The sequence below is a fragment of the Kitasatospora sp. NPDC032121 genome, from assembly GCF_055580145.1.
In genome coordinates this window covers 209702-235303 of record NZ_JBVILX010000002.1, presented here as the reverse complement: position 1 = coordinate 235303, position 25602 = coordinate 209702, and the positions used below count along the sequence as shown (strand labels likewise).

General features: G+C 74.0%; 17 protein-coding genes. 8 read left to right on the top strand and 9 right to left on the bottom strand.

The annotated features are described in order from the left end of the window. Nucleotides 1-12: 12 nt before the first annotated feature. The gene (locus ACZ5OX_RS06910; RefSeq protein WP_449787905.1) at nucleotides 13-1158 is read right to left on the bottom strand and encodes a sensor histidine kinase; all 1146 of its coding nucleotides are present in this window, start codon (nucleotides 1156-1158) and stop codon (nucleotides 13-15) included. Then, on the bottom strand, nucleotides 1155-1808 hold the full coding sequence (locus ACZ5OX_RS06905) for a response regulator (RefSeq protein WP_234348583.1): 654 nt from the start codon (nucleotides 1806-1808) through the stop codon (nucleotides 1155-1157). The genes ACZ5OX_RS06910 and ACZ5OX_RS06905 overlap by 4 nt, the downstream gene beginning before the upstream one ends. Before the next feature lie 397 nt (nucleotides 1809-2205). On the opposite strand from ACZ5OX_RS06905, the gene ACZ5OX_RS06900 reads away from it, so the two are divergent. Together ACZ5OX_RS06900 and ACZ5OX_RS06895 are read left to right on the top strand one after the other, a co-directional pair. Continuing rightward, entirely contained in the window at nucleotides 2206-3975 is a 1770-nt protein-coding gene (locus ACZ5OX_RS06900; RefSeq protein ID WP_465629062.1) for a phosphatidylglycerol lysyltransferase domain-containing protein, read from the top strand. Nucleotides 3976-4231: 256 nt separating this feature from the next. Further along, entirely contained in the window at nucleotides 4232-4945 is a 714-nt protein-coding gene (locus ACZ5OX_RS06895) for a hypothetical protein (protein ID WP_392868717.1), read from the top strand. Nucleotides 4946-5022: 77 nt separating this feature from the next. Here the strand turns inward: ACZ5OX_RS06895 and ACZ5OX_RS06890 are convergent, their stop codons facing one another. Beyond that, nucleotides 5023-7767: an ATP-binding SpoIIE family protein phosphatase gene (locus ACZ5OX_RS06890; RefSeq protein WP_465629061.1), complete on the bottom strand. Its 2745-nt coding sequence runs from the start codon at nucleotides 7765-7767 to the stop codon at nucleotides 5023-5025. Nucleotides 7768-8045: 278 nt separating this feature from the next. Between ACZ5OX_RS06890 and ACZ5OX_RS06885 the strand changes: the two genes are divergently transcribed. From ACZ5OX_RS06885 to ACZ5OX_RS06865, 5 genes are all read left to right on the top strand, one after another. Beyond that, nucleotides 8046-9248, top strand: coding sequence for a rhodanese-like domain-containing protein (locus tag ACZ5OX_RS06885; protein ID WP_465629060.1), 1203 nt, complete (start codon nucleotides 8046-8048; stop codon nucleotides 9246-9248). 119 nt (nucleotides 9249-9367) lie between these two features. Then, a complete protein-coding gene (locus ACZ5OX_RS06880; RefSeq protein ID WP_465629059.1) occupies nucleotides 9368-10030 on the top strand; it encodes a DUF5819 family protein in 663 nt (220 codons plus the stop codon). After that, nucleotides 10027-11262, top strand: a complete 1236-nt coding sequence (locus ACZ5OX_RS06875; RefSeq protein ID WP_465629058.1) for an HTTM domain-containing protein — start codon at nucleotides 10027-10029, stop codon at nucleotides 11260-11262. Before ACZ5OX_RS06880 ends, ACZ5OX_RS06875 begins: the two co-directional genes overlap by 4 nt. Before the next feature lie 9 nt (nucleotides 11263-11271). Next, complete coding sequence (locus tag ACZ5OX_RS06870) at nucleotides 11272-13461, top strand: FUSC family protein (RefSeq protein ID WP_465629057.1); 2190 nt, start codon at nucleotides 11272-11274, stop codon at nucleotides 13459-13461. Nucleotides 13462-13845: 384 nt separating this feature from the next. Next, nucleotides 13846-14592: a TrmH family RNA methyltransferase gene (locus ACZ5OX_RS06865; RefSeq protein ID WP_465629056.1), complete on the top strand. Its 747-nt coding sequence runs from the start codon at nucleotides 13846-13848 to the stop codon at nucleotides 14590-14592. Nucleotides 14593-14632: 40 nt separating this feature from the next. Here ACZ5OX_RS06865 and ACZ5OX_RS06860 read toward each other — a convergent pair whose 3' ends face one another. The 6 genes from ACZ5OX_RS06860 to ACZ5OX_RS06835 form a co-directional block, all read right to left on the bottom strand. Beyond that, the gene (locus ACZ5OX_RS06860) at nucleotides 14633-15940 is read right to left on the bottom strand and encodes a peptidoglycan-binding protein (RefSeq protein WP_465629055.1); all 1308 of its coding nucleotides are present in this window, start codon (nucleotides 15938-15940) and stop codon (nucleotides 14633-14635) included. Between the two features lie 268 nt (nucleotides 15941-16208). After that, entirely contained in the window at nucleotides 16209-17216 is a 1008-nt protein-coding gene (locus ACZ5OX_RS06855; RefSeq protein WP_392881404.1) for an XRE family transcriptional regulator, read from the bottom strand. Nucleotides 17217-17516: 300 nt separating this feature from the next. Next, nucleotides 17517-19673, bottom strand: a complete 2157-nt coding sequence (locus ACZ5OX_RS06850; RefSeq protein WP_465629054.1) for a S53 family peptidase — start codon at nucleotides 19671-19673, stop codon at nucleotides 17517-17519. Between the two features lie 433 nt (nucleotides 19674-20106). Beyond that, nucleotides 20107-21597, bottom strand: coding sequence for an FAD-dependent monooxygenase (locus ACZ5OX_RS06845; protein WP_465629053.1), 1491 nt, complete (start codon nucleotides 21595-21597; stop codon nucleotides 20107-20109). Nucleotides 21598-21743: 146 nt separating this feature from the next. Further along, nucleotides 21744-23444, bottom strand: coding sequence for a phenylacetic acid degradation protein PaaN (gene paaN, locus ACZ5OX_RS06840; protein ID WP_465629052.1), 1701 nt, complete (start codon nucleotides 23442-23444; stop codon nucleotides 21744-21746). Nucleotides 23445-23605: 161 nt separating this feature from the next. Then, the gene (locus tag ACZ5OX_RS06835; RefSeq protein WP_465629051.1) at nucleotides 23606-24874 is read right to left on the bottom strand and encodes a hypothetical protein; all 1269 of its coding nucleotides are present in this window, start codon (nucleotides 24872-24874) and stop codon (nucleotides 23606-23608) included. A 139-nt stretch (nucleotides 24875-25013) separates the two neighbouring features. On the opposite strand from ACZ5OX_RS06835, the gene ACZ5OX_RS06830 reads away from it, so the two are divergent. Then, nucleotides 25014-25598 (top strand): TetR/AcrR family transcriptional regulator, encoded by a 585-nt coding sequence (locus tag ACZ5OX_RS06830; RefSeq protein ID WP_359823956.1) that lies wholly within the window; start codon nucleotides 25014-25016, stop codon nucleotides 25596-25598. Nucleotides 25599-25602 lie beyond the last annotated feature (4 nt).

Genomic DNA, 25602 nt, shown 5'->3' with positions numbered 1-25602 from the left:
GGGCGGGCCGGATCAGCCGTGACCGGCCGGGAGCTCGGCGCGGACCTCGAAGCCGCCGTCCGCGGTCGGCCCGGCGGTGAGGGTGCCGCCCAGCAGCTGGGCGCGCTCGCGCAGGCCGACCAGGCCGTGGCCGCCGCCCGGCAGGGTCTCGGCCGGGTGCACCGGCGGGGCCTCGTTGCGGACCTCGACCCGCAGCCGGCGGCCCTTCGCCCGGACCCGCACGTGCACCTCCGCGTCCGGGGCGTACTTGGTGATGTTGGTGAGCGCCTCCTGGACGGTGCGGTAGGCGGCCCGCTCCACCGCCTCCGGCCACGGGCGGTCGCCGGGGACCAGCTCGGTGTCGGCGGCCAGGCCGCTCTCCTCGATCAGCCGGGGCAGGTCGGCCAGCCGGGGCTGCGGGGCGAGCGGGGCGTCCGGCAGTCCGCCGGTGCCGCGCAGCACCCCGACCATCTGGCGCAGCTCGTCCAGGGTCCGTACCGACAGCTCTCGGATGGTCCTGGCGGCGGTCACGGCGGCCGGGTCGGGGCTGCTCACCTGGAGCGCGCCGGCCTGGATGCTGATCAGGCTGACCTGGTGCGAGACCACGTCGTGCATCTCCCGGGCCAGCCTGCCGCGCTCGCTGATCAGCACCCGCTCGGCCAGCAGCCGGCTCTCCCGCTCCTGGCCGCGGGTCAGCTCGTCCAGGCGGACGGCCAGCTCCCGCCGGGTGCGGGCGAGCAGACCGGTGGCGGCCGGGCCGGCCGCCAGCATCACGGCCTGGATGGCGTCCAGCGCGGTGGCCCGGCTGAGGTCGATCAGGTTCGCGGGCAGCGGCCAGTGGAAGAACTCGACCAGGGCGAACAGGATGCCGCAGGGGATCACGATCCGGGGGCGGGGGCGTTCGGCGGCCACCGAGTAGACGGCCGTTATCGGGGCCAGCCAGATCTCGTCCACCCAGCTGCCCGGCATGGTGAGCAGCAGTGCCGTCACCGGGAAGCGGCGGCGGAGGAACAGCGCGACGGCGGCCAGCGTGGACAGCGCCACCTGCCACCAGGCGGCCTCCCGGGCCACCAGCGCGGCGTCCAGCAGGGAGTACAGGACGGGCAGCAGCAGCATCAGCCAGGGCGCGGTGCACCAGGCCGGCAGCCGTCTGGACGGCAGGTGGTCGGCGGCCGTCATGCCCCGTCGCCGGGCTTGGGCCGGACCAGGCCGGCCCGGTGGGCCAGTACGGCGGCCTGGACCCGGTTGGCGGCGCCGAGCTTGCCGAGGATCGCGCTGATGTGGTCCTTGACCGTGCCGGTGCCGAGGAAGAGCCGGTCGGCGATCTCGGCGTTGGACAGGCCCTCACCGAGCAGCGAGAGCACGTCGAGTTCCCGGCCGGTGAGGGTGCGGGCGAGCGCGGTGGCCTCGGCGTCCGGGCCGCCGCCGTCCACGTAGCCGCCGATCACGGTGCGGGTGACGGTCGGGGAGAGGATGTTGCCGCCGGCCGCGAGCACCCGGACGGCGTGCACCAGCTGGTCGGGGGCGGTGTCCTTGAGCAGGAAGCCGGCCGCGCCGGCCCGCAGCGCGGTGCCGATGTACTCGTCGGTGTCGAAGGTGGTGAGCATCGCCACGGCCGGCGGGTCGGGCAGGGCGCGCAGCCGGCGCAGCACCGAGATGCCGTCGAGGTCGGGCATCCGGATGTCGAGCAGCACCACGTGCGGGCGCAGCCGTTGGACGTGCTCCTCGGCCTGCCCGCCGGAGCAGTCGCCGACCACCTCCAGGTCGGCGGCGGAGCCGACGATCAGGCCCAGGCCGGAGCGGACCAGGATCTCGTCGTCGACGATCAGCACGCGGGTGGTGGTGATGGTGCCTCCTCGGTTCGGGCGGCCGGGTCGGGGCGGTCCGCGTGGGTCGTCTCGAGCGTAGGGGCTACGGAGGCGGGGTGCCGAACGTCCGGGGGGTGTGCACCCCCGCCGTTCGGCGGGGGTGGGAATCCGCTACCCGGTTCACGCAATTTTCAGCTTCGGTGGTGAACCATGGAGTTGGCTGACTCTTTTCCGGCCGCTTCTCCAATCGGGCGGTCGGCCGGGGGAGGTCACCGGTCAGTCCGTCGGGCCCGAGCGGGCGCCCGGCGCCGGGCCGTTCGCGGATGCGCCCCACCATCTGATCGTTTGGAATTGAGCTGTGTCGTCCACTGTGAAGTCGGAGCCGTCCGCCACGTCCCATGGGCCCCGTACCGGAGACGTGCTCGACCGCTGGCGCCCGAGGGCCGCCGCGGCCTCCGTCTGGTACCTGCGGCTCATCGCGCTGCTGAACGTGGCGACGGTGCTGCTGGTGCCCTTCCGCGACCAGGTCTACGAGCACAACGAGGGTGAGTACTTCACCCCGTACCTGATGACCGCCGGCCTGGGCAGCGCGGTGCTGTCGGTGTTCCTCGCGATCGCGATGCGGCGGCGCAAGCGTGCCGCGTGGATCTTCAACACGGCGCTCGGCGGGATGTTCGCGCTGCTGTACCTGGCAGCCATGCTGGTGCCGTCCGAGCGCTTCGACACCCACCCGCTCAACTACATCTCCACCGTCCTGACCTGCCTGTTCGTGCTGGCGCTGCTGATCGGGCGCAGGGAGTTCACCTCCAAGGGCGACAGCTCCAATCCGAAGACGGCGGCGGCCACCTTCGTCGGCGGCCTGGCGTTCGGCGGCGGCGTGGGCGCGCTGCTGGTCTGGCTGACCAACGAGCTCTCCGGCGCCGGCTTCTGGGACCTGTTCCGGTACTCGGTCGGCCGGATGATCACGATCACCCCGTCCGAGCACCTGCGCTCGGTGATCGCCGCACCGACCTGGGTGAACGCCGCGATCAACGCGATGGGCGCGGTGCTCTTCCTGCTGGTGCTGTACGTGGCCTTCCGCAGCCCGCGCGGCAAGGAGCTGCTCACCGCCGAGGACGAGGCCAGGCTGCGCGGCCTGCTGGACAAGCAGGGCGAGCGGGACTCGCTCGGCTACTTCGCGCTGCGCCGGGACAAGGCGGTGATCTTCTCCCCCAGCGGCAAGGCGGCCGTCACCTACCGGGTGATCGGCGGCGTCTCGCTCGCCTCGGGCGACCCGATCGGCGACCCGGAGGCCTGGCCGGGCGCGATCGACGCCTGGCTGTCCGAGGCCCGCGAGCACGCCTGGGCGCCGGCCGTGATGGGCGCCTCCGAGGAGGCCGGGGTGATCTACGCCCGGCACGGACTGGACGCGCTGGAGCTGGGCGACGAGGCGATCGTCGAGCTGGACGAGTTCTCGCTGGACGGCCGCGCGATGCGGGTGGTCCGGCAGGCGTACAACCGGGTCAAGCGGGCCGGGTACACGGTGCGGATCCGCCGCCACGAGTCCATCTCCGATGCGGAGATGGCCGAGCTGGTGGCGAAGGCCGACGAGTGGCGCGACGGGGCGACCGAGCGCGGCTTCTCGATGGCGCTCGGCCGGCTCGGCGACCCGGGCGACGGCCGCTGCGTGATGCTGGAGTGCCACGACGGGGACGGCGAGCTCAAGGCGCTGCTGAGCTTCGTGCCGTGGGGCCCGGACGGGCTCTCGCTGGACCTGATGCGCCGGGCCCGGGACACCGAGAACGGCCTGATGGAGTTCATGGTCATCGAGCTGCTGCAGCGGGCCGACGAGGTCGGGCTGAAGCGGGTGTCGTTGAACTTCGCGATGTTCCGCTCCGTTTTCGAGCGCGGTTCCCGCCTCGGCGCCGGTCCGGTGCTGCGGCTGTGGCGTTCGACCCTGGGATTCTTCTCGCGCTGGTGGCAGATCGAGTCGCTGTACCGCGCCAATGCCAAGTACCGGCCGATCTGGGAACCGCGCTACCTGCTCTTCGAGAAGAGCAGCGAAATTCCCCGGATCGGCATCGCGAGCGCGCGCGCCGAGGGATTCATCGTCGCGCCGAGCCTGCCCGCCCTGTTCCGCCGCCGGCACGCCCGGGCCGCCGTGGTGGCGCCCCGGGTCCCGGTGACGGCCCGGGACGGGAAGGGGTAGCCCTCCGTCGGGGGGCGGAGGGAACCGGTCGGTCGAAATGGGGGGCCGATGGGGGTATTGCCTCCCCCCAGAGGATGACGCGGCTCCCCATCCGTGCCGATGTGGCTTTGTCAGCGGGCTTCTAATGTTGGAGTAGTCGAGAGTCCGGGGATGCGGAGAAACGGTTGTGATTCACAGGACCCACGCGGGGGGCGTGCGAAAGGGGCCGCTGGCAATCGTCAGATCGGCCGCTGTCGCCGAGTGGGGAACGTTGTTCGTGACGGTCCGGGACGCGGTGGTGCGAAGGAAGTTCGCCGCCGCCCCGCTGGCCACGGTGGCGACGTTTCTGATCCTGCTGTTCAGCATCGTCCAGCACCTGCCGGGCGGCGAGCGTTTCGTCAACAACATCGGGGTGGTGCGGGCGGCGCTGCCGCTGGAGGTCTCGCTGCTGCGGACCCCGCTCTCCCTGTACGTGCCGGCGCTGGACCTTCCGGTCTGGGGGGCGCTGGCCCAGGTGTTCGTGGTCTTCGCGATCGCCGAGATCGTGCTCGGCCGGCGGATGACGCTGGTGGTCGCCTACACCTGCACCCTGGCGGGCACGCTGTTCGCCCGGGTCGGCGTGGCGATCGGCCCGCACCACCTGTTCGGCTTCCCGAAGTGGGTCGCCTACGTGCGGGACACCGGGCCCTCGGCCGCGGTGGTGGCACTGGCGATCTGCGTCGCGTTCCGCAGCCGGGCCTGGTGCACCGCCGGCCTGGTGGTCGCGGTGATGATCGGCGAGGCCGTCGTGCTGCCCAACCTGGCGGGGCTGGAGCACGTGGTCGCGGTGATCACCGCGCTGCTGATCGCCGTCTCGGTCGAGGTCTTCGGGGACTTCTGGCCGAGGGTGCTGGCCGGGGTCGGCGCCGCCACCTCGGTGGCCGCGGCCGCCTCCCGGGAGGTCGCGGTGGAGGCCCGGCGGCGCCGCTCGGCGGGGGCCGTCATCCCCTGACGGGCGTTGATCGCGCTTCGCCGGCCGCGTACGGGTCCCGTACGCGGCCGTTCGGCGTTCCGGACGGGCCCCCGCTCCTAGGCGTGGGGGAGCGGGAGTTCGAACCAGACGACCTTGCCCACCGCCTTGCGGGCGGTGCCCCAGCGTTCGGCGAGCTTGGTGACCAGGGTGAGGCCGCGGCCGGTCTCGCCGAGCTGCTCGGCCGGTTCCAGCGAGGGCAGGTTGTGGTTGTCGTCGCTGACCTCGACCAGCAGCTTGTCCACCCGGATCAGCTGGAGCTTCACGGTGTCCCGGGCGACCCGTACGGCGTTCGTCACCAGCTCGCTGACCAGCAGTTCGGTGGTGTCGCTGAGTGCCTCCAGGTGCCAGCCGGCCAGCTGTTCGCGGACCAGCGAGCGGGCCCGGCCGACCTCGCGGTGGTCCACGGTGAGGTCCCAGGTGGCCACCTCGGACGGGGCGACCCCGTCGAAGCGGGCCACCAGCAGGGCGACGTCGTCCTTGCGGTCGTCCGAGTGCAGCCGTCGCAGCACCTCGTCGCAGGCCTGCTCGGGGCTCTGCTGCGGGTCGATCAGGTTGCCGCAGAGCGCGGCCAGGCCGGCTCCTATGTCCCCGCCCCGCACCTCGACCAGGCCGTCGGTGCAGAGCACCAGCATCGAGCCGTCCGAGACGTCGATGGTCTTGGCGACGAACGGCACCCCGCCGACGCCGATCGGTGCGCCGGCCGGGATCTCCAGTAGTTCGCCGGTGCCGTCCGGGTGCACCAGGACGGGTGGGACGTGGCCCGCGCTGGCCAGTTCGCAGGTCCGGTTGATGGGGTCGTAGACCGCGTACAGGCAGGTCGCGAGGTGGTCGTCGCCGAGTTTGTGGGCCAGGTTGTCCAGGTGGCGCAGCAGCTGGCCGGGTGGGAGGTCCAGGGCGGCGAGGGTCTGCATGGCGGTGCGGAAGCGGCCCATCGCGGCCGCCGAGTGCAGGCCGTGGCCCATCACGTCGCCGACCACCAGGGCGACCCGGCTGCCGGGCAGCTGGATCGCGTCGAACCAGTCGCCGCCGACCTCGGCCTTGGGGTCGCCGGGCAGGTAGCGGTGGGCGACCTGCACGCCGGGGATCTGCGGCGGGCGGGTCGGGATCATGGAGCGCTGCAGGGTGGTGGCGACCCGGGCCTCGGCGCGGTGCAGCCGGGCGTTGTCCAGTGACAGCGCGGCGCGGACGGCCAGTTCCTTGAGGGTCGCGGCGTCGCTCTCGTCGAAGGGGGCGCGGTCCGGCAGCCGGAGCAGCTTGAGGATGCCCAACACGGTGCCGCGGGCGGAGAGCGGGACGACCAGCATCGACCGGCCGGTCACCACCGGCGCCAGCCGGGCGCCGCCGAGGGCGATCGCGTAGTCGACCGCGACGTCCGGGCTGACCACCGGGACCAGCACCGGCTGGTTCAGCTGCAGGGCCATCCCGGGCGGGGTGCGGCGGGGCATGCTGACCAGCGAACCCTCGGAGAGCACGTGGTCCCAGGCGCCGCCGGTCTCGTTGTAGACCAGGGCGACCCGGCGCAGCATGGTGTCGTCGTCCGGGCGGGCGGCCGGCAGTTCGGAATCCGAGATCAGCCCGTCCACCAGGTCCACGCAGGCGAAGTCGGCGACCCGGGGGACCAGCACCTGGCACAGCTCGTGGGCGGTGAAGCCGAGGTCCAGGGTGGTGCCGACCTTGCCACCGACCTCGTTCAGCAGGGCCAGCTGCTCGCCGGCCTGCCCGTTGGTGAGGAAGGGGCCTAGTCGGCCGCCGGGCGGGCCCTCGCCAACGGCGGGGGCGGGGACCGGGACGGTGGCGGGCGGGCGGCCGTCGGTGGTGGACGGCTCGACGGCGGTGTACTCGATGGCGACGGCTCCTGCGGTGGGCGGTGGCACCTCCCGGCCGGTGGCGGGGGGAGGGACGGTCGGGCCGCCGCCCGCCGCGCCGGCGACGGCGGGCACCGGCCGGACGGCGGACTGGACGGCGGGGCGTTCGGCGGCCTCGCGCTGGACGGGCAGCGGGCCGGTCGGCCGGCGGCCGGGGGCGCCCTGCTCGGGCTGCGGCGGCGGTCCGACCCGGGCGGCGCGCTGCTGCGGCGTCGGGTAGCGGCGACCGAGACCGGCGGCCGCGTGCGCCGTACCGGTCTGCGCGTCGGCGGGCAGGACCGGCAGCACGGTGGCCGGGTCCAGCCGCAGGGCGGGCAGCCCGCCCCGCTCCAGCGCGGTCAGCAGCGCCGTGCGGTGGGCGGCGGGCAGCAGTCGGGCCAGGTGCTCCGGCACCGGCCGGCCCGCCGGGGTGAGCGCCGCGGCCAGGGAGTGGAAGCCGCCCCGGGCGCCGGGTGCGGCGGTGAAGGGGAGCAGCCGCTCGCCGAGCGCCAGCCGCGGTCCGGTGGAGCGCAGCGGGCGGGCGTCGGCGGCCAGCGCCAGCAGTCCGCCGGCCGGGCCGGGCAGCGGGTAGGCCCACCAGAGCACGTCGCGCTGGTGTTCCTCGCGGTCGGTGACGGTCAGCCGGCCGGTCCAGGGGCGGCCGTCGGCGGTCCGTTCGGCGAGGGTGCCGAAGGTGTCGCAGTGGCGGCGTACGGAGCAGCGTTCGCGCACCCGGGACTCCAGGGCGGGCAGCAGGCCGAAGGCCGGGCGGTCGTGGGCGACGTCGGCACGATGGCCGAACAGCTCCTCGGCGGCCCTCCCCCACTGCGTGATCCGGCCGGACCGGTCGACCAGGACGGGGGCCAGCCTGACCAGGGCGGCCACACCCGTCGGGTGGTCGCCCGGCGCGGTTCCGTCGCCCGCCGGCCGCGGTGTGGAGTTGGACTCGGCCACCATGGATTCGCTCTGCTCCCGCCTGGCCGCCGCGCCCGGGGGCGGCCGTATCTCCGGAGGAAGGCACGCTGTGCGGATACCAGCGAAGCACGGACCGGGCCGGGCTCGACACCGAAACGGGGAGATTCCTCAGGATCGGTTGCGTGTCGCGTGCCGCGCGCCGGTCCGCACCTCCGGTTCATCCGGACGAGGCCCGCGAACACGACGGTAGGGTGGCAGGCCGGACCGCCCGTACGAGTGGTCCGCAGGACGCATCCGCCCGGACGAGACAGAGGCGAGAAGTGAGCGCGCAGAGCCCCGCCCGCTGGACGGACCCGGAGCAGCAGGCACTCGAGGAGCGGGTCGCCGCCGCCGAGCTGGCCTGGCTCAGCATGGACGTGGACGTGCAGACGCTGCGGGTCGAGATCGACAACTTCGCGCTGATCCACCACCAGCTGCTCGGCCCGCTCTATGCCCGGCTGGACGAGCTGGACGCGCTGGTCGCCGAGGCCGTGGCGGCCCGCACCGGCCGGCCGGAGGACCTGCGCCGGGCCGCCGAGGCGCGTCGGCAGGTCGAGGAACTGCCCGACCTGGACGCGCTGTTCGACTCGGTGCGGGAGCAGTCGGGCCAGGAGGGCGAGGCGGCCCCGCCGCCGCCCGCCGCGCCCGAGCGGGTGCGGCCCGGCAAGGAGGCCCAGCGGATCTACCGCGAGCTGGTCCGCCGCGCCCACCCCGACCTGACCACCGATCCGGACGAGCAGCAGCGCCGGGCCGCCTTCCTGGCCCGGGTCAACGAGGCCTACGCGTACGGGGACGCGACCGCGCTGGGCGCCCTGGCCGCCGAGTGGTCCACCGCGCCGGAGGCCGCGCCCGCCGTCGACGCCCCCGACCGCGCGGACTGGCTGCGCCGCCGGCTGGACTGGCTGACCGCCAAGATCGCCGAGACCGCCGCCGAGCAGGTCCGGCTGGAGCAGACCCCGATGGGCGAACTGCTCGCCCTCGCCCCGCAGGACCCGGACCGGCTGCTGGAGCAGCTCGCCGAGGAGTTGCTGGCCAAGGCCGCCGAACGGCAGGCCGAGCTGGAACGGCTGCTCGGCGGCCCGGCCTCCGGCCGCCACGGTGCGGCGCCGGTGGGCGACAATGGCACGCACCCCACCGAACCCCAGGAGAGCCACACGATGTTCCCGCAGATCCCCTCCTCCGACGCCGCCGCCGTGCCCGCCGACGCCGCCCTGCTGGACGTGCGCGAGCAGGACGAGTGGGACGCCGGCCACGTGGACGGCGCGCTGCACATCCCGATCGGCGAGGTGATCGCCCGCCTCGGCGAGCTGCCGGACGAGAAGCTGTACGTGCTGTGCCGGGTCGGCGGCCGCTCCGCGCAGGTCGTCCAGTACCTGGTGCAGCAGGGCCGGGACGCGGTGAACGTGGACGGCGGGATGTACGCCTGGCAGAGCGCGGGCCGTCCCATGGTGAGCAGCACCGGCCAGGAGGCCTTCGTCCTCTGACGGCTCCCCGGCGGCCCGGCGCCCGCCGCCCGCGCCGTGCGCCCGCGCCGTGCGGCAGGATGGGCGCGCGAGCGCGCCGGCACCGGGCCGGCGGCGCCCGCCGACCGGGCGGGGAGGCCATGACCGAGACGACGCACCGGCCGGCTGCCGGGCGGGCCTGGTCCGGGCCCGCGCAGCTGGTCCTCGGCTTCGCCGGGGTGGTGCTGGCCGGCGGCACCGGGCTGTTCCTCGCCGCGGTGTTCCTGCACGTCGCGCCCGCCAACTCGGTGTCCCGGCAGTACCGGGACGAGGTCGACGGCGTGGTGTACCCGGAGTTCGAGCAGAACTGGAAGCTGTTCGCGCCCAACCCCCTCCAGCAGAACGTGGGCGTGGACGCCCGGGTCCGCACCGTCGGGGCCGACGGGGCCACCCGTACCGGGGACTGGATCGGGCTGACCGCGCAGGACGTCGCCGCGATACGGGGCAACCCGGCGCCCAGCCACGTCGAGCAGAACCTGCTGCGCCGGGCCTGGGACTTCTACGACGGCACCCACAACCCGCAGGACGAGACCCCGGCCTCCCCGCGCGGCCGGCTCGCCGAGCAGTACCTCAAACGGATCGCCCTGCAGCGGATCGGCCGGGAGACGGACGGCGGGCGGATCGTGGAGATCCGGTTCCGGTCGACCGCGACCACCGTCCCGCCGCCGTCCTGGAGCGGCGAGCCCGCGCCGCCGGCGCCCCGGGTGCGGGAGCTGCCGTGGTGGTCGGTGTCGGACGAGGACTACCGGGGGCTGCTCGGATGAACGAGGCGACGGTGCGGGCCGACCGGGCGGACGGGGCCGCGACGTCCGGCGGGGCGGGGCCGGCCGCCGGTGTGCCGCGGCAGGCCGGGGCGGTGCCGGAGGCACGTGGGCCGCGGGCGCCGCTGGGGCGGGCGATGGCGGCCTTCACCGGGCGGCCGCTCGGCCGGCACCAGGCCGCGGTGGTGCGGATCGGCTTCGGACTGGTCTGGCTGGCCCACCTGCTGCGCGAGTGGCCCCACCGCCGGGTGCTGTACGGCGACCGCTCCCCCTGGTCGATGGAGCTGGCCGAGCGGCTGCTGACCGACAACGGGGCGTTCACCGTGCTGCCCTGGTTCGGCGGACGGCTCTGGTCCGAGCTGGTCTACCACCTGGCGGTGCTGGCGGCGCTGGCCGTGCTGCTGGGCTGGCGGACCAGGGCGAGCACGGTGCTGTTCCTGGTCACCGTGCTGTCCCTGCAGAACCGGGACGTCTTCCTCGGCGACGGCGGCGACAACGTCGTCCACCTGATGGCGGTCTACCTGGTCTTCACCCGCTGCGCCGAGGTCTGGTCGCTGGACGCCCGCGGGCCCGGGCCCGGGCGGACCGGGGTGGTGCTCTGGGCGGTGCTCGGGGCCGCCCTGGCGGCCTGTCAGTTCGGCGGCTTCGCGGGCGACAGTCTGACCTGGACCGACCGGGCCTTCCCGTACCTCGGCTGGTCGCCGCTGTTCTGGGGGCTCTGGGCGGTGGCCGGGCTGTGGTGGACGCTCGGCCGGCTGCGGCCGGACGGCGAACCGCGGGCGGTGTTCGACGCGCTGGCGAACATGGTGCACAACTGCGCGATGCTGGTGATCGCCGTCGAGGTGGTGCTGATCTACGCCACGGCCGGCTGGTACAAGGTGCAGGGCTCGCGCTGGCAGGACGGCACCGCGCTGTACTACCCGCTGCACCTGGACTACTTCACCCCCTGGCCGGGGCTGTCCGCGCTGGTCGGCTCGGCGCTCCTGCCGGTCTTCCTGATCTCCTACGGCACCGTGATCCTCCAGGTGGCGTTCCCGTTCACGCTGGTCAACCGGCGGGTCAAGAACGTCCTGCTGGCCGTCATGATGCTGGAGCACGCGGGGATCGCGGTGGTGCTCGGGCTGCCGGTCTTCTCGCTCGCGATGATCGCGGCGGACGCGGTGTTCCTGCCGACCGGGGCGCTGCTGTGGGTGGCGGCGCGGCTGAGTCGAATCCGGCGGAGGTCTCCCGCCTAGGATGTCGCTATGTCCTGGTTCGCCGCACTTCGTGACACCGCGCGGACCGGGCTCACCCTGGACCGGGCGCTGACCGACCCCAAGCGGGCGCTGCGCGGGGCGGTCGCGGTGGCACTGGTGCTCTTCCCGACCCTCGCGCTCGGCGGGGTCGCGCTCGCCACCTCGGCCGCGATGGGCGCGTTCATCGCCGGCTCGGCCACCTTCCAGCGCAGCTTCCGGCCCCGGGCCAGCCTCGCCGTCGCGGCCGGGGCCGGACTCGGCATCAGCACCTTCCTCGGCTACCTGGCCGCCGGCGTCCCCGGGCTGTTCCCGGTGCTGCTCGCCGTGTGGGCCTTCGGCGCCGGGCTGGCCTGGGCGATCGGGCCCACCGCCGGGGTGGTCGCCACCAACACCGTCTCGGTGATGCTGATCGTCGTGCAGCTCCCGGTCAGCGTGGGCACCGCGCTCGGCCACGGGCTGGTCGCCGCCCTCGGCGGGGTCGTCCAGGCTACCGTCATCACCGTCTGGCCGATCGGCAGCTGGACCGCCCAGCGCGAGGCCCTCGCCGACACCTACGCCGAACTCGCCGACTACGCGAGGAGGTTGCGGCAGGACCCGACCGCGCACGTGGACCCGGAGCCGTTCATGACGGCCCGCCACGCGGCCGCCCTCACCCCCTGGCAGGACCGCCACCGGCCGCCCGAGCTGCGCGGCCTGCGCGGCATCGCCGAGCGCATCCGGCCCACGCTCGCCGCCCTCGCCGACCCCAAGGTGGGAGCCCCCGAGGAGGGGCCGGGGCGGGACCGGGCCCGGGAGGTGCTGGCGGCCGCCGCCGAGGTCATGGACGCCCTCGCCCGGGCGATCCGCACCGGCGACCCGGTCCGGCTGCCCCGCTCCGCGCCCTCGCTCACCCTGGTCGGCCCGGGCGACGAGGGACCGCGGCTCCAGGGGGCACCCCGGCGCTCCGCCCGGCGGCTCGGCGGGCTGCTGCGCAAGGCCGCGGACACCCTGGACCGCAACGACGAGGACACCATCACCACCCCCGTGGTCGGGGCCGGGGGAGCTCTGCACAAGCCGACCATCGCCCGGATGCTGCCGGTCGCGGCGCGGGCCGTACGGCGGCAGCTGCACCCGCGTTCGGCGATCTTCCAGCACGCCGTCCGGCTCGCCGGGGTCGTCACCGTCGCCTACCTGCTGGCCCGGCTCATCGGGTTCCACCACGGGTACTGGGCGCCGATGACCGCCGCGATGGTGATGCGGCCGGACTTCGCCCAGACCTACAGCCGGGGCGTCGCCCGGCTGGCCGGGACGGTGGTCGGGGTCGCGGTCTCGACGCTGGTGGTGCAACTCACCCACCCCGGGGAGTGGGTGCTGGCCGCGCTGGCGGTGGTCTGCATCGGCGGGTCGTACCTGGCGTTCCGGACCGGGTACGCGCTCACCACCGTCGGCATCTCCACGTACGTGGTGTTCCTGCTCGGGCTGCAGGAGGGCAACCCGCTGGTGACGGCGGTCGAACGGGTCGGGCTCACCCTGCTCGGCGGATCGATCGCGCTCGTCACGTACGCGCTGTTCCCGACCTGGCAGACCGCCCGGCTGGGCGAACGGCTCGCCGAGTGGCTGGCGGCGGCCGGACGGTACGCGGGGGCGGTGATCGCCTGCTACGAGAAGCCGGCGGCGCCGCGCGGGCGGGCGGTGCGGAGCGCGCTGCTGGACTCGCGGGAGGCGCGCTCGGAGCTGTACCAGGCGATGCAGCGGGCCGACGCCGAGCCGGGGCGGCACGAGTCCGGACTGGAGGGGGTGAGCCGGCGCCAGATCGACCGGGCCCGGGCGGCGGTGGGGGCCCTCGGGCGGGCGGCGGTGCTGCTGGAGGCCCACCTGCCGGCGGCGGACGCGGAGCCCGTCCCGGGGACGGCGGCGTACGCGGAGGAGCTGCGGCTGGCGACGGCGCTCGCGGCGGCGGCGATGCTGACGGGGCAGCCGGTGGAGTTCCGGGCGGTGCGGGATGCGCAGGTGTGGCTGGAGGAGGGGTTGGCGGTGGCTCCGGCGGGGGTGCAGCGGGATGTGGTGAGGGCGGGGACTCGGTTGGTGGGGCAGGCGCTTCGGGATCTGGAGCGGGCTCTGCGGGGGTCGGCTGGGGAGGGGGGCTCTCGGGAGGGGGGCTTTCGGGAGGGTGGGGGGCCGGGGGCGGCTCCGGGGGTGGGCGCTCCGGGGGCTGGATGATTTTCAGACTGCCAACCCTGGCGGTGGGGTGTTGAGACCGTTGGCAGTCTGAAAATCACCCGCCACGCCCCTCTCCGCACCCACCCCCTCCGCCGCCCCCTCCCGCAGCGCGTCCCTCTCGCTGGGGTGGGGAGGGGTGGGTGGGTGGTTGCTGTGGGTGGGGATGTTTCCCCTCGCTGGGGGCGGGGTGGGAGGGGTTGGGGGTGGGTGCTGGGGGTGGGGACGGTTTCCTCGCTGGGGGTGGGGTGGGTGGTTGCTGCGGGTGGGGATGTTTCCCTCGCTGGGGTGGGTGAGTGGTGTCGTCGATCTCGGGTTGGACGGGTTGGCCCGCGGTGCGGGCGGGCCGTTGGGGCGGCCCGGGGAGCAGGTGGGAGAGTGAACGGCATGGACGAGCTGGTGCGTGGGTGGCGGGCGGCCGAGCGGGAGCCGGGGGCGGTGCTGCTGGACGGGTTCCACGCGCTGAAGCACGCGCTGCGGTTCGGCGGCGAGGTGCGGTGGGTGCTGACCGTCGACCGAAAGGCCCTGGCGGCGTTGGCGGGTGAGTTGGCGCCGGATGTCGCTCCGGCGTTGGAGGGGCTCGCGGTGGAGGTGCCGGAGCCGGTGCTGCGGGGGCTGGTGCCGCGGTTGCATCCGACGGGGGTGGCGGCGCTGGCGGTGCGGCCCGGTGCGGAGGCGAACCGGGAGGTGCTGGGGCGGCGGCCGCGGAAGGCGCCGGTGGTGCTGCTGGAGAACCCGCGCAACCTGGGGAACGTCGGGGCGGTGATCCGGCTGGCGGCCGGGTTCGGCGCCACCGGGGTGGTGACCACCGGGGACCTGGACCCGTGGCATCCGAGCGTGCTGCGCGGGAGTGCGGGGCTGCACTTCGCGACCGCGGTCGAGCGGTTGAGCCTGCCGGAGCTGCCGGACGGGCCGTTGTTCGTGCTGGATCCGGAGGGCGAGGACATCCGGGACCTGCCCTTCCCGGACGACGCGCTGCTGGCCTTCGGTACGGAGCGGCACGGTGTGTCGGACGAACTCAAGGCGCGCGCGGACCGGTTGGTGGCGGTGCCGATGCAGCCGGGGGTGTCCAGCTTCAACCTGGCGACCAGTGTCGCGATGGGCCTCTTCCACTGGATGTCGGGGAAGCGCTGAGGCGCGGCGCCCCGGGTGGGCACCGCGCCTCGGCGGGGTGTCAGGAGAAGAGCCGGCGCCAGGTGTCGGGGCCCGGGTAGCCGTCGGCCTCGCCGCCGCGCCAGCCCTGGGCCTGCTGGAAGGCCTGGACGGCGCGGCGGTCGCTGTCCGTCCAGCGCGGGCCGGGGCCGACGCTGTACGAGCCGCCGAAGCCCTTGCGGACGAGTTGTTCGCCGAGGCGCCGGACGTGGTCGTTGTTCTGGCCGGGGCCGAAGTACTGGGCGCCGGGGAAGCCCTCGGTGGTGGGCGGCGGCGGGGTGCCGCCGTTGATGTCGCGGCCCTTGCCGTTGACCAGGTAGTCCCAGGTGTCCTTGCCGGGGATGCCGTCGGCCTCGCCGCCGCGCCAGCCCTGGGCCTGCTGGAAGGCCTGGACGGCGCGGCGGTCGCTGTCCGTCCAGCGGGGGCCGGGGCCCGTGGAGTAGAACGCGGCGCCGCCGCGCTGCACCAGCATCTGGCCGAGCCTGGTGACGTACGCGTTGTCGGCGCCGGGGCCGAACCTGTCCGCGCCGGGGAAGGCGGTGGAGGAGGTGCCGCCGCCGTTGCCGTTGCCGCCGGCGGACAGGCCGGTGTAGCGGTACGGGACGTACGCGCCGGAGTTGTTCCAGTACGCGTACGGGGTGGAGCGCTTCTTGGTGGAGGGCCCGGTCTGCTCGTAGGCGACGTACTTGGTGCGGGAGGAGTCGGTCCAGCCGCCGAAGATCGTCACGTGCGACCCGGCCTGGGGGCTGGCCGGGTTGTTGTAGAGGAGGATGTCGCCGGGCTGGAGGTCGTTCTTGCCGATCCGCTCGGCGAAGCCGGGCAGCGTCCAGGTGGTCTGGCTGCTGTTCAGGCCCCAGGCCATCGAGACGAAGCCGGAGCAGTCCTGGCGGTAGCCGTCCGACCAGTAGCGGCTCATGCTGTACGGCACGCCCTGGTCGACCCAGCTCTGGGCGCGCTGGATGATCTGGGCCCGGGTGAGCGGCGTCGCGGCGGCGCGCGGGGCGGCGAGGGAACGGGCCCCTGGCGCCTGGCCGTAGAGGCCGCTGATCTCGCCCTGGGGGTTCTGCGAGCGGGTGGCGCTGCTGTCGCCGGGCGTGGGGGCGGGCGCCGCGGTGGCGGCGGCCGTCCCGCCGCCGATCGCGGTGCCCATGGCGGCCATCAGCACGGCGGCCCGGCGGCGGACGCTGCGGGCGGCGGCGTGTCCGTCCTCGTGGACCGGCGCGGCGTGCAGCCGGGCGCGTCTGCGGGCGTTGCAGCCCCCGCATATGCAGTCCTCCGCCGGTTCGACGTCGTCGAACTCCATGAGCGGGGACAGGTCGGTCAGGGTCATGCTCCGCCTCTTTCCTGCGGTCTGTCCGGTCACCGCCTGACGGCGGGACAGGAGTGGCCTTCCCTGGCCGATTCCGCGTGTTACCGGGACCAAAGTCCCAAAGCGGGCGGGATGCGTCACGGTGGGTTGAGCCGAACGGGTGAGACTGGTGCGACTCCCGGGCGTGGCGGGGCGTTCGGGGCCGGCCTCGCCCGTGACAAGCGGAGCCCCGCCGGATCCTGACGGTCCGACGGGGCTTGGGGACTTCGGGCTTTGGGCGCGGGGAGGGCTACGCCCACTCCCAGCGGATGCCGATGTGGCCCGGCTGCTGGTCCGGGGCGAGGACGTGGGCGCTCGCCGAGGCGCCGATCCAGAGCTGCTCGCGGCGGTGGTCGACGTCGGCGCCGGGTTCGCGGTCGTAGCGCTCGCAGTGCGCCGGGACGGCGGCCGGGTCGAAGTGCACCTGGAGCACGTACTCGCGCACCGGGGTGGCGAAGCGACGGCTGTACTCCGTGGTCGGGCCGCCGGGCGGGATCTCCACCTCGTACTCGAAGACCGTGCTGTCGCCGAGGCCGAGCGGGCGGTCCAGCATCAGCTCGGCGACGATCAGTCCGGCCTCCGGGCGGCGGCGCACCCGGCCCAGCCGGCCGTGCCGCACCGAGGTGATCTCCGGGCAGCCGGCGGCCTCCTCGTCGGCCATGTGCACCACCAGGCAGCGGCCGACGCCGCCGACCGTGGCGCGCACCACCTGGCGCATCCGCAGCAGGTTGCCGCGTCGCTCGGCGTCCACGTAGTAGGAGTCGTGGATGCTCAGCCGCTCCAGCTCGCCGGCCGGCGGGGCGTTCAGCTCGGCGAAGATGTCGGCGATCTGCTGTTCGCCCGGCCAGACGTCCTCCAGCCCGAGGTGGCAGGTGTTGGCCGCGGCGGCCCAGCGGCCGCGCGGGCGCGGCGGCCCGAGCAGCGAGGAGAGCGCGCTGTGCGGCAGGCCGAGCAGCTCCTCCAGCAGGTGGACGGCGCGCAGCGAGCTGGCCCGTTCGGGCTGGCTGCGGCCGCGCCGCCAGTAGCTGAGGGTCGTGACGCTGACCCGGACGCCGCGCCCGGCGAGGGCGGCGCGGATGCGGTCCAGGCTGAGGCCGCTGGCCTCGATGGCCAGGTGCAGGGTGTCCGCGAAGCCGCCGACCGGGGTGAGCCGGCCGGGCGCCGGGACGGGGGCGGCGGCGGGGGGTGGTCCTGGACGCTCCGTGTGCGATCCGACCAGCCGCAGCCGCGCGGCGTCCTGAGGTTGCTGTGCGGCCATGCGGTGACCCTCCCCACCAGGTGAGTTCGGTGGGACCGGGCCGGCGCCGGGGCGCGCCGCCAGCGGCTTCACCGAGCTTTGGGGAACCCTATGCACGGTCGAGAGGCTACGTCATCAGTCGTGCGTATGACAGTGGTCACGGCAGGTGGACCGAAGGATTAGCGATCTTGAAACAGTCCGGAAACACGGGCCGCCGATCCGGGCCCGCGCACCCTTGCGGCGGGCCGGGACGGACACCGCCGGGGCGGGCCATGACGGCGGCCGCCCCGGCGGGGGTTCGGTGGTGCTACCTGCGGGTGATCAGCTGACGTTCAGTGCGACGTCGTCGATCACGAAGCTGGTCTGCAGCGAGGAGTCCTCGGTGCCGGTGAACTTGACGGTCACGGTCTGGCCGGCGAAGGAGGTCAGGTCCAGGGTGCGCTGGACGTAACCGGCGGCGGCGTTCGCGTTGGAGTAGGTCGCCAGCGTGGTGCTGTTGGCCTGGACGGTCAGCTTGTCGTACGCGGTGGTGCCGGTCTCCGCGGTGTCGATGTGCAGCCAGAAGGTCAGCTTGGCGGAGGTGCAGCCGGCCGGGATCGAGACGGTCTGCGACATGGTGTCGGTGTGGGCCGAGCCGTAGCCGTTCATCCAGGCCTTCCAGCTGCCCGAGTGGGCGGCCTGGGAGGAACTGTTGTCGACCACGCCGCTGGAGGTGGTCCACGGGGAGGCGGTGCCGGTCTCGAAGCCGCCGTTGGTGATCAGCTGGGCGGCGGTGCAGCCGCCGGACGGCGGGGTGGTGCCGCCGCCGAGCAGGGCGGTGGTCAGCGCGTCGGCGACCGGGGAGCCCCAGCCGGTGACCTGGTCGTAGCCGGCCTTCGCGGAGAAGTCCTGGTTGGCGCCGGTGGTCACGTCGTGGAAGGTGCTGCCGTAGCCGCTGCTGTTCGCGACCGAGTACAGCCGCGGGCTCGCCTCGCCGAGGACCGGCTGCCCGACGGCCTTGGCCTTCTGGTTGAACTGGGCCGCGTAGCCGGACCAGAGCGGCGCGGCCGCGCTGGTGCCGCCGTAGACCTGCCAGGCGCCGGCCGTGTAGATCGCGAAGCCGCTGGCCGGGTCGGCGTTGGAGGAGACGTCAGGGACGGTGCGCATGGTGCCGCTGACGCCGGTGCCGGTCTGCCAGCTCGGCTTGGCGAACACGGTGGAGACGCCGCCGCCGGCGGTGCTCCAGGCGCTCTCCGAGGAGTAGGCGTTGCCGCTGGACACCTTGAGGTTGGTGCCGCCGACGCCGGTCTGGTGCGGGCTGGAGGCCGGGAAGTCGACCGCCTTGACGGAGGAGCCGCTGGTGGAGCGGGTGCAGTCACGGGAGCCGTCGTCGCCGGAGGCGGAGAAGATCGAGATGCCCTGGGCGGCGGCCTGCTTGAAGGCGTTGTCGACCGCCGTCATCGAGGAGGCGGTGGTGTCCGGCTCGCAGGAGCCCCAGGAGATCGAGATCACCGAGACCCTGTTGTCGGCCACGATCTTGTTGGCCATGTCGATCTCGCCCTGGTCGCTGTTGGGCGCCTCGTAGACCAGCTGGGTGGCCTTGGGCGCCGCGCCGCGGACGATCTCGCTGTCCAGCTCGACCTCGCCCTGGCCCTGGCCGGGGGCGGAGTCGTAGTTGGCGCCGTCCACCGAGACGGTGGAGACGGCCGGGCCGGACAGGCCGTACTGGGAGTCGTAGGTGGTCAGGTTCGAGGACTGGTAGCCGTCGAACTCCCACAGCGCGACCGTGGTGCCGGTGCCGTCCGCGCCGGTCTTGTTGAGGTTGTACGCACCGGTGTACTGGGCCGGGGCCATGCCGCTCGGGGTGGCGCTCGCGGTGTTCGGGGTGACGGCCTTCGGCGTGGCCAGGCGGTTCTTGCGCACCGCGTGGTTGTCCAGGCCGCTGACGCCCTGGACCACGGCGGCGAGGTCGGAGGGGATCGAGGCGGCGGCGTCGTTGGCGAAGAAGGCGCGCTGGAGCTGCGGGTCCAGGTACGAGCTCTCGTGGGTGCCGAAGGCCTGGGAGACCTGGGCGGCGGTGCCGTGGGCGTTGACGACCTGGCGGTTGGCGCTCACGTCGGTGACGGTCAGGCCCTGCTGGGCCAGGTACGTCCTGACCTGGTCGACGGCGGCCTGGGTCGGGCCGAACCGCGCGGTGAACTGCTCCGGCGTCAGGTAGTGGCCGTACTCCGGGGTGCCAGGGGTGGCGACGGCGGTGAGGAAGCGGTCCAGGGCGTCGGCGTCGCGCAGCTTCAGGCTGACGGACACCGCGATCTGCTGCGCGGCCGGGACGTCGCCCTTCTTCTCCGAGTGGGCCACCGCCGGGTTCACGGTGTTCGGCAGGGCGACGCGCGGGGTGGCGTTGGGAGTGGCGGCCTGCGCGGTGGAGACACCGAGCGAGACGGCGGTCAGCGGCAGCACGGCTATCGCCGCGGCGAGGGCAAGGGAGCGGGGGCGCAACGGATCCTCCTCTGGCCGGCTGTGGGGGCCGGCAAGGGACCAGGCGTTCAGGGGGTCGAGAACGCTGGCTCGAACATGACAGAACCCGTGTGCGAAGTGGCTCATGGTCGAGCAATTCGTTGCTAAAAAACAGTCAACTGTGGAAGGTGGGGAACTCGGCGGTTCCATACAGTGAATGACGGTGATTCCGGAGCCGGTCCAGACCGGTTCGGGCTGCTGGGAGCGGGCGTGGAATCGGACCGCACCGGGGGAGAGCGCTGACTGACGCGCGGCAGGACCCGCGGGGCCGGCGGCCGCTGACCGGCGGGAAGGCTCGGCCGACGGGCCTGCGGCGGGCCGGAGTTGGGGCGAGGCGCCTCGGCGGGCCGGAGTTGCGGCGAGGGGCCCTCGGCGGGCGGGCGCGCGGTGGACCGGGCGCCCGCCCCGGGGACGGTCAGGCCGGGGTGCCGAGCCAGTCGGTGAGGGCGGTGCGCAGTTCGCCCTGGCCCGGGTCGACGGCGGCCCAGGCGACGTAGCCGTCCGGGCGGATCAGCAGGACGGTGTCGCGCAGCTTGCCGTGCGGGTCGGCGGGGGCGGCGGAGACCATCCGGTCGACCCAGGGTTCGGCGGCGGCCAGCTCGTCATTGCTGACCAGGACGAACTTCCCGGCGCGCAGCGCCTCGTAGAGCCGGTCGGGGCCGGCCGGGGCGCCCTCGGCGGGCTTGCTCAGCGCGGTCAGCCGCAGGTCCGGGACGCGCTTGCCGACCTGCGGGTGGCTGTCCTTGGGCGCGGGGTAGGAGATGCCGATGCCGGAGACCAGCCTGGCGCCGCGCTCGGTGACCGGGTCGAGGTGGCCGCCCAGCGCGGTGAGCGCCCCGCGCAGGGCGCGGGTGGGGGCGGACTCGGCGAGCGCCAGCCGGATCAGCGCGCCGGAGGTGCGCAGCACCGTCTTGCCGACCGGGTGCCGCTCGGTCTGGTACGTGTCCAGCAGGGCGTCGGTGGCGTGGCCCCGGACCGCCGCGGCGAGCTTCCAGGAGAGGTTGGCGGCGTCCTGGAGGCCGGTGTTCATGCCCTGGCCGCCGGCCGGGGAGTGGCAGTGCGCGGCGTCGCCGGCCAGGAAGACCCGGCCGGAGCGGTAGTTGGGGGCCTGCCGTTCGTCGCTGTGGAAGGTGGAGCTCCAGCGCACCTCGTGCAGGCCGTAGTCCTCGCCGAGGATGGCCCGGACGAGGGCGGTGAGCTGCTCGGCCGAGGGGGTGGTGCCGTCCGGGTACCGCTCCTCGCGGTCCCAGGCGATGACCCGGAACCAGCCGTCGCCGAACGGGGCGATGAAGGCGAAGCCGGCCTGGTTGGCGCCGACGGTGATCGCCTGGGCGGGCTCGCGGTCCAGCCGGACGTCGGCCAGTACCACCGAGTCGACCACCGACTCCCCGGGGAACGGGATGCCCAGCAGGTCGCGGACGGTGGAGTGGACGCCGTCGGTGGCGACCGCGTAGGCGGCGCGGTGGCTCTGCCCGTCGCGGGTCTCCAGGGTCACGCCCTCGGCGTCCTGGCGCAGCCCGGTGACCTCGGCGCCGCGCAGCACGGTGGCGCCGGCCTGCTCCGCGCGTTCCAGCAGCAGCCGTTCGACGTTGTACTGCGGGGTGATCAGGACGAACGGGAAGCGGGTGGGCAGCGAACCGAGGTCGATCCCGAAGCGGTCGAACATCCGCAGCTCGGAGAGCGGCCGGCCGGTGGCGATCAGTTCCTCCGCCAGGCCCCGGGCGTCCAGCAGCTCCAGGCTGCGGGCGTGCACGGCGAAGGCCCGGGTGAGGTTGGACTCGGCGGCCCGCTTCTCCAGTACGGTGACGCCGACTCCGGCGGCGGCGAGATCGCCGGCCAGCAGCAGTCCGGTCGGTCCGGCGCCGACGATCAGGACGTCGGTTTCGCTCGTCGGCTTCACGGCCATGTATCAGCTCCCGTTGTTCGGAGGGCGGTCGTACGCCGTTCCCGGCGTTCTCCCAGCCTCCATCATCGCGGGCGCCGTCGGGGCTGTGAACCGCCGGGCCCCGGCGGTGGGTGACCGTCGGGGCCCGGGAGATGCCGCCACGGGGCTCAGGAGTGCCGGCGGATCTCCACCGTGCGGAACCGGTTGGCGACGAACGCGCCGTCGCAGTAGGCCGAGTTGGCGGCCGGGTTGGCGCCGGTGCCGTGCAGGTCGGAGAAGGCGGCGGTCTGGTTGGGGTAGACCCCGCCGGTCAGGTTGAGCGAGAGCGAGACGCCGGAGTCCAGGGCGGCCTCGACCAGCAGCGCCTCCACCTCGGGCGAGGTGGTGTAGCCGGAGGCCGTCATGGCGCCCTTCTCGCGGACCGTGGTGCGCAGCAACTCGACCGCGGCGGGGGTGGATTCGACGGCGACGGCGAAGGAGACCGGGCCGAAGCACTCGCTGCGGAAGAGCGCGCGGTCGTCCGGCTTGTCGGCGTCCAGCCTGACCAGCGCGGGGGTGCGGACGGTCGCGCCGGGGAAGTCCGGCGAGGTCACCGCGCGCGGGGCGAGGGCGAGTTCGCCGTACTCGCCGCCTGCGGCGGCGGCCGAGCGCTGGAGCACCCCGGGGTTGACCACGGCGCCGAGGATCGCCGCGGCGCGGGTGTCGTCGGAGAGCAGGCCCTCGATGGCGCCGGCCAGGTCGTCGACCACCTGGTCGTAGGACTTGTCGCCCTGGTCGGTGGCGATGCCGCCGCGCGGGATCAGCACGTTCTGCGGGGTGGTGCACATCTGGCCGCTGTAGAGGGACAGCGCGAAGGCGAGGTTGCCCAGCATGCCCTTGTAGTCGTCGGTGGAGTCGATCACCACCGTGTTGACGCCGGCCTTCTCGGTGTACACCTGCGCCTGCTTGGCGTGCTCCTCGAGCCAGTCGCCGAAGGCGGTGGAGCCGGTGTAGTCGATCAGCTTGATCTCGGGGCGGACCGCGAGGGTCGCGGCGACGGTGCCGCCCTCGTGCTCGGCGGCCAGGCAGACCAGGTTGGGGTCGAAGCCGGCCTCGGCGAGCACCTCGCGGGCGATCCGTACGGTCAGCGCGAGCGGCAGCACGGCCCGCGGGTGCGGCTTGACCAGCACCGGGTTGCCGGTGGCCAGCGAGGCGAACAGGCCCGGGTAGCCGTTCCAGGTGGGGAAGGTGTTGCAGCCGATCAGCAGCGCGAGGCCGCGCGGGACGACGGTGAAGTCCTTGGTCATCACCAGCGGGTCGCGCTTGCCCTGCGGCTTGGTCCAGCCGGCCTGCCGGGGCAGCCGGGTCTGCTCGGCGTACGCGTAGGTGACGGCCTCCAGCCCGCGGTCCTGGGCGTGCGGGCCGCCGGCCTGGAAGGCCATGCCGTAGGCCTGGCCGGTGGTGTGCATGACGGCCTGGGCGAACTCGTGGGAGCGGGCGTTGATCCGGTGCAGGATCTCCAGGCAGACGGCGGCGCGCTCCAGCGGGGTGGCGGCGGCCCAGCCGGGGCGGGCGGCGGTGAGCGCGGCGATCAGCGCGTCCGGGCCGGCGTGCGGGTAGGTGATGCCGAGCTCGACGCCGTACGGGGAGGCCTCGCCGCCGACCTGGTCGCCGTCGGTGGGGTGGCCGTCGAGGGTGAAGGGCTTGCCGAGCAGGGCGTCGAAGGCGGCCTTGCCGTCCGCCGGGCCGCTCTCGCCGTACGCCTTCGGGAACTCGGGGTAGGGCGACCAGTAGTCGCGCTTGGCGGCGGCGGCGAGCGCGGCGTCCAGGGTGGCCTGGTGGCGCTCGACCAGCTCGCTGACGAGGGGGTGGGTGACCGCTGCGGACATCTTGTGCGCTCCTGGGAGGGCCTCGAAAAGCAGGACGGGACACGTCACAGGGTAACCGAACGATCGGTCGGCTCAAGAGGGTGTGGCGAGGGGAATCCGGGGAGACGGAACGGGGGCGCGTCCGGGTCGGACGCGCCCCCGCGGGCTCGGGTGGTCCGGGGTTACGGCACGCCCAGTTCGAAGATCACGTACCCGGCGTACCAGCCGGAGGCGATGGCGCCGGTGCCCAGGACGGTGGCCAGCACCGGCAGGCTCAGCTTGCGCATCCCCACCGCCAGCGCGATGAACAGCGGGAACGCGGGCAGCAGGTAGCGGGAGACGTTGCCGAAGATGCCGAGGCTGCCGAGCACCGAGACGATCGTCGCCACCGTGTAGGCGGTCAGCACCAGCGGCGGGCGCAGCCGGACCAGCAGCACGATCAGCATCGGCAGGCTGAGCACGATCAGGGTGGCGAACAGGTCCGGCAGCGGGAAGGCGAAGGGGTAGTCGCTGCGGCCCAGCAGGACCCCGCGGATCGCGTGCCAGGTGCCCTGGCCCCAGTCGAAGTAGTGCAGCCAGGCGTCGTGCTGGAGCCGGAAGTAGCCGCCCCACTCGCCCGTCCGCCAGCCCACCCAGCCGACGTAGCCGAGCAGGCCGAGCGGGGCCATCAGCATCGCGGCCAGCGGGCGCAGGACACCGCTCTCCCGGCGGTACAGCTCGACCAGCGCGGCCAGGCCGACGGCGCCTATCAGCGCCGCCGAGGTCGGCCGGTTGAGCCCGGCGACCAGGGTGACCACCCCGGCCGCGATCCACTGCTTGGTCATCACGCAGTAGCAGGCCCAGGCGGCCAGCGCGACGAAGAGGGAGTCCGAGTAGACGGCCCACTCGGCGCCGGAACCCGGGGCGATCGCCCAGATGCCGGCCGCGATCACGCCCGAGCGCACGTCGCCGGTCAGCTTCTCCACCACGGCGTAGATGCCGGCCGCGGCGAACAGCGAGGCCACCACCGAGACCAGCATCCCGGCGCCGTACAGGCCGAGGCCGGTGACGTCCGAGGTCAGCCGCATCAGGCCCGGGTAGAGCGGGAAGAAGGCGGCCGAGTTCTGCTCGATGCTGAAGCCGACCGGGCCGTTCGGGATCGGGACGAGTGCCGGGTGGTAGCCGTACTGGGCCACCTGCTGGTACCACCAGCCGTCCCAGCTGGCCACCACGTCCCAGGGGTTGGCGCCGCCTCCGAACCGGGCCGGCTTCTTGGCGTACTCCCCGGCGAAGGCGAGCAGCTTCATGAAGACGGTGAAGCCCACCAGCTTCAGCACGGCGTAGCACCACACGGCCGGTCCGAACCGGACCACCAGGGCGCGGCCGCGCTCCTGCCAGGTGCGTGAGGTCCCCTCGGGATCCTCGCTGCGCTGCTCTGGCACGTCGGAGGCGACTGCCGGTATTGCGTTCATCAGCCGTGGACCCCAGTGCTCTGGACGTGGACGGATCGTCCGGAGAGTCTAGGGCCTGCCCCCGTCCGGCACCCCTGGTTGGTCCGGACCAGTCGGACCCGATCGCGTACCGCCGCGTACGGCCGGGGATACTCGGAGGATGGCCGATCACACCACGCGCACCGCCTACACCGTGGAGTCACTGCTCGCGGTGACCGTCGACGTCTTCAACGAGCGCGGCTACGACGGCACCTCCATGGAGGACCTGTCCCGGGCGGCCGGGATCTCCAAGTCCTCCATCTACCACCACGTGCGCGGCAAGGAGGAGTTGCTGCGGCTGGCGGTCGGGCGGGCGCTGGACGGGCTGTTCGGGATCCTGGCCGAGCCGGCCGCGGTCGAGGGCCCGGCGGTGGAGCGGCTGGAGCACGTGGTGCGGCGTACCGCCGAGGTGCTGCTGGACGAGCTGCCGTACGTGACGCTGCTGCTGCGGGTGCGCGGCAACACGGCCACCGAGCAGTGGGCGCTGGAGCGCCGGCGGGACTTCGACCACCAGGTCGCCGAGCTGCTGCGGGCGGCGGTCGCGGACGGCGCGCTGCGCGCGGACGTGGAGCCGCGGCTGGCCACCCGGCTGCTGTTCGGGATGATCAACTCGATCGTGGAGTGGTACCGGCCGGGGCTCAAGGCCGCCGACGGGGTCGCGGACGCGGTCGTCCACCTGGCCTTCGACGGGCTGCGGGCGCGCTGAGCCG

What these genes read in the sequence shown, in the direction of transcription:
- ACZ5OX_RS06910 (WP_449787905.1), bottom strand. Translation starts at nt 1,158, where the DNA reads ATGACGGCCGCCGACCACCTGCCGTCCAGACGGCTGCCGGCCTGGTGC.
- ACZ5OX_RS06890 (WP_465629061.1), bottom strand. Translation starts at nt 7,767, where the DNA reads ATGGTGGCCGAGTCCAACTCCACACCGCGGCCGGCGGGCGACGGAACC.
- ACZ5OX_RS06880 (WP_465629059.1), top strand. Translation starts at nt 9,368, where the DNA reads ATGACCGAGACGACGCACCGGCCGGCTGCCGGGCGGGCCTGGTCCGGG.
- ACZ5OX_RS06875 (WP_465629058.1), top strand. Translation starts at nt 10,027, where the DNA reads ATGAACGAGGCGACGGTGCGGGCCGACCGGGCGGACGGGGCCGCGACG.
- ACZ5OX_RS06870 (WP_465629057.1), top strand. Translation starts at nt 11,272, where the DNA reads ATGTCCTGGTTCGCCGCACTTCGTGACACCGCGCGGACCGGGCTCACC.
- ACZ5OX_RS06865 (WP_465629056.1), top strand. Translation starts at nt 13,846, where the DNA reads ATGGACGAGCTGGTGCGTGGGTGGCGGGCGGCCGAGCGGGAGCCGGGG.
- ACZ5OX_RS06860 (WP_465629055.1), bottom strand. Translation starts at nt 15,940, where the DNA reads ATGACCCTGACCGACCTGTCCCCGCTCATGGAGTTCGACGACGTCGAA.
- ACZ5OX_RS06855 (WP_392881404.1), bottom strand. Translation starts at nt 17,216, where the DNA reads ATGGCCGCACAGCAACCTCAGGACGCCGCGCGGCTGCGGCTGGTCGGA.
- ACZ5OX_RS06845 (WP_465629053.1), bottom strand. Translation starts at nt 21,597, where the DNA reads ATGGCCGTGAAGCCGACGAGCGAAACCGACGTCCTGATCGTCGGCGCC.
- paaN (WP_465629052.1), bottom strand. Translation starts at nt 23,444, where the DNA reads ATGTCCGCAGCGGTCACCCACCCCCTCGTCAGCGAGCTGGTCGAGCGC.
- ACZ5OX_RS06835 (WP_465629051.1), bottom strand. Translation starts at nt 24,874, where the DNA reads ATGAACGCAATACCGGCAGTCGCCTCCGACGTGCCAGAGCAGCGCAGC.
- ACZ5OX_RS06830 (WP_359823956.1), top strand. Translation starts at nt 25,014, where the DNA reads ATGGCCGATCACACCACGCGCACCGCCTACACCGTGGAGTCACTGCTC.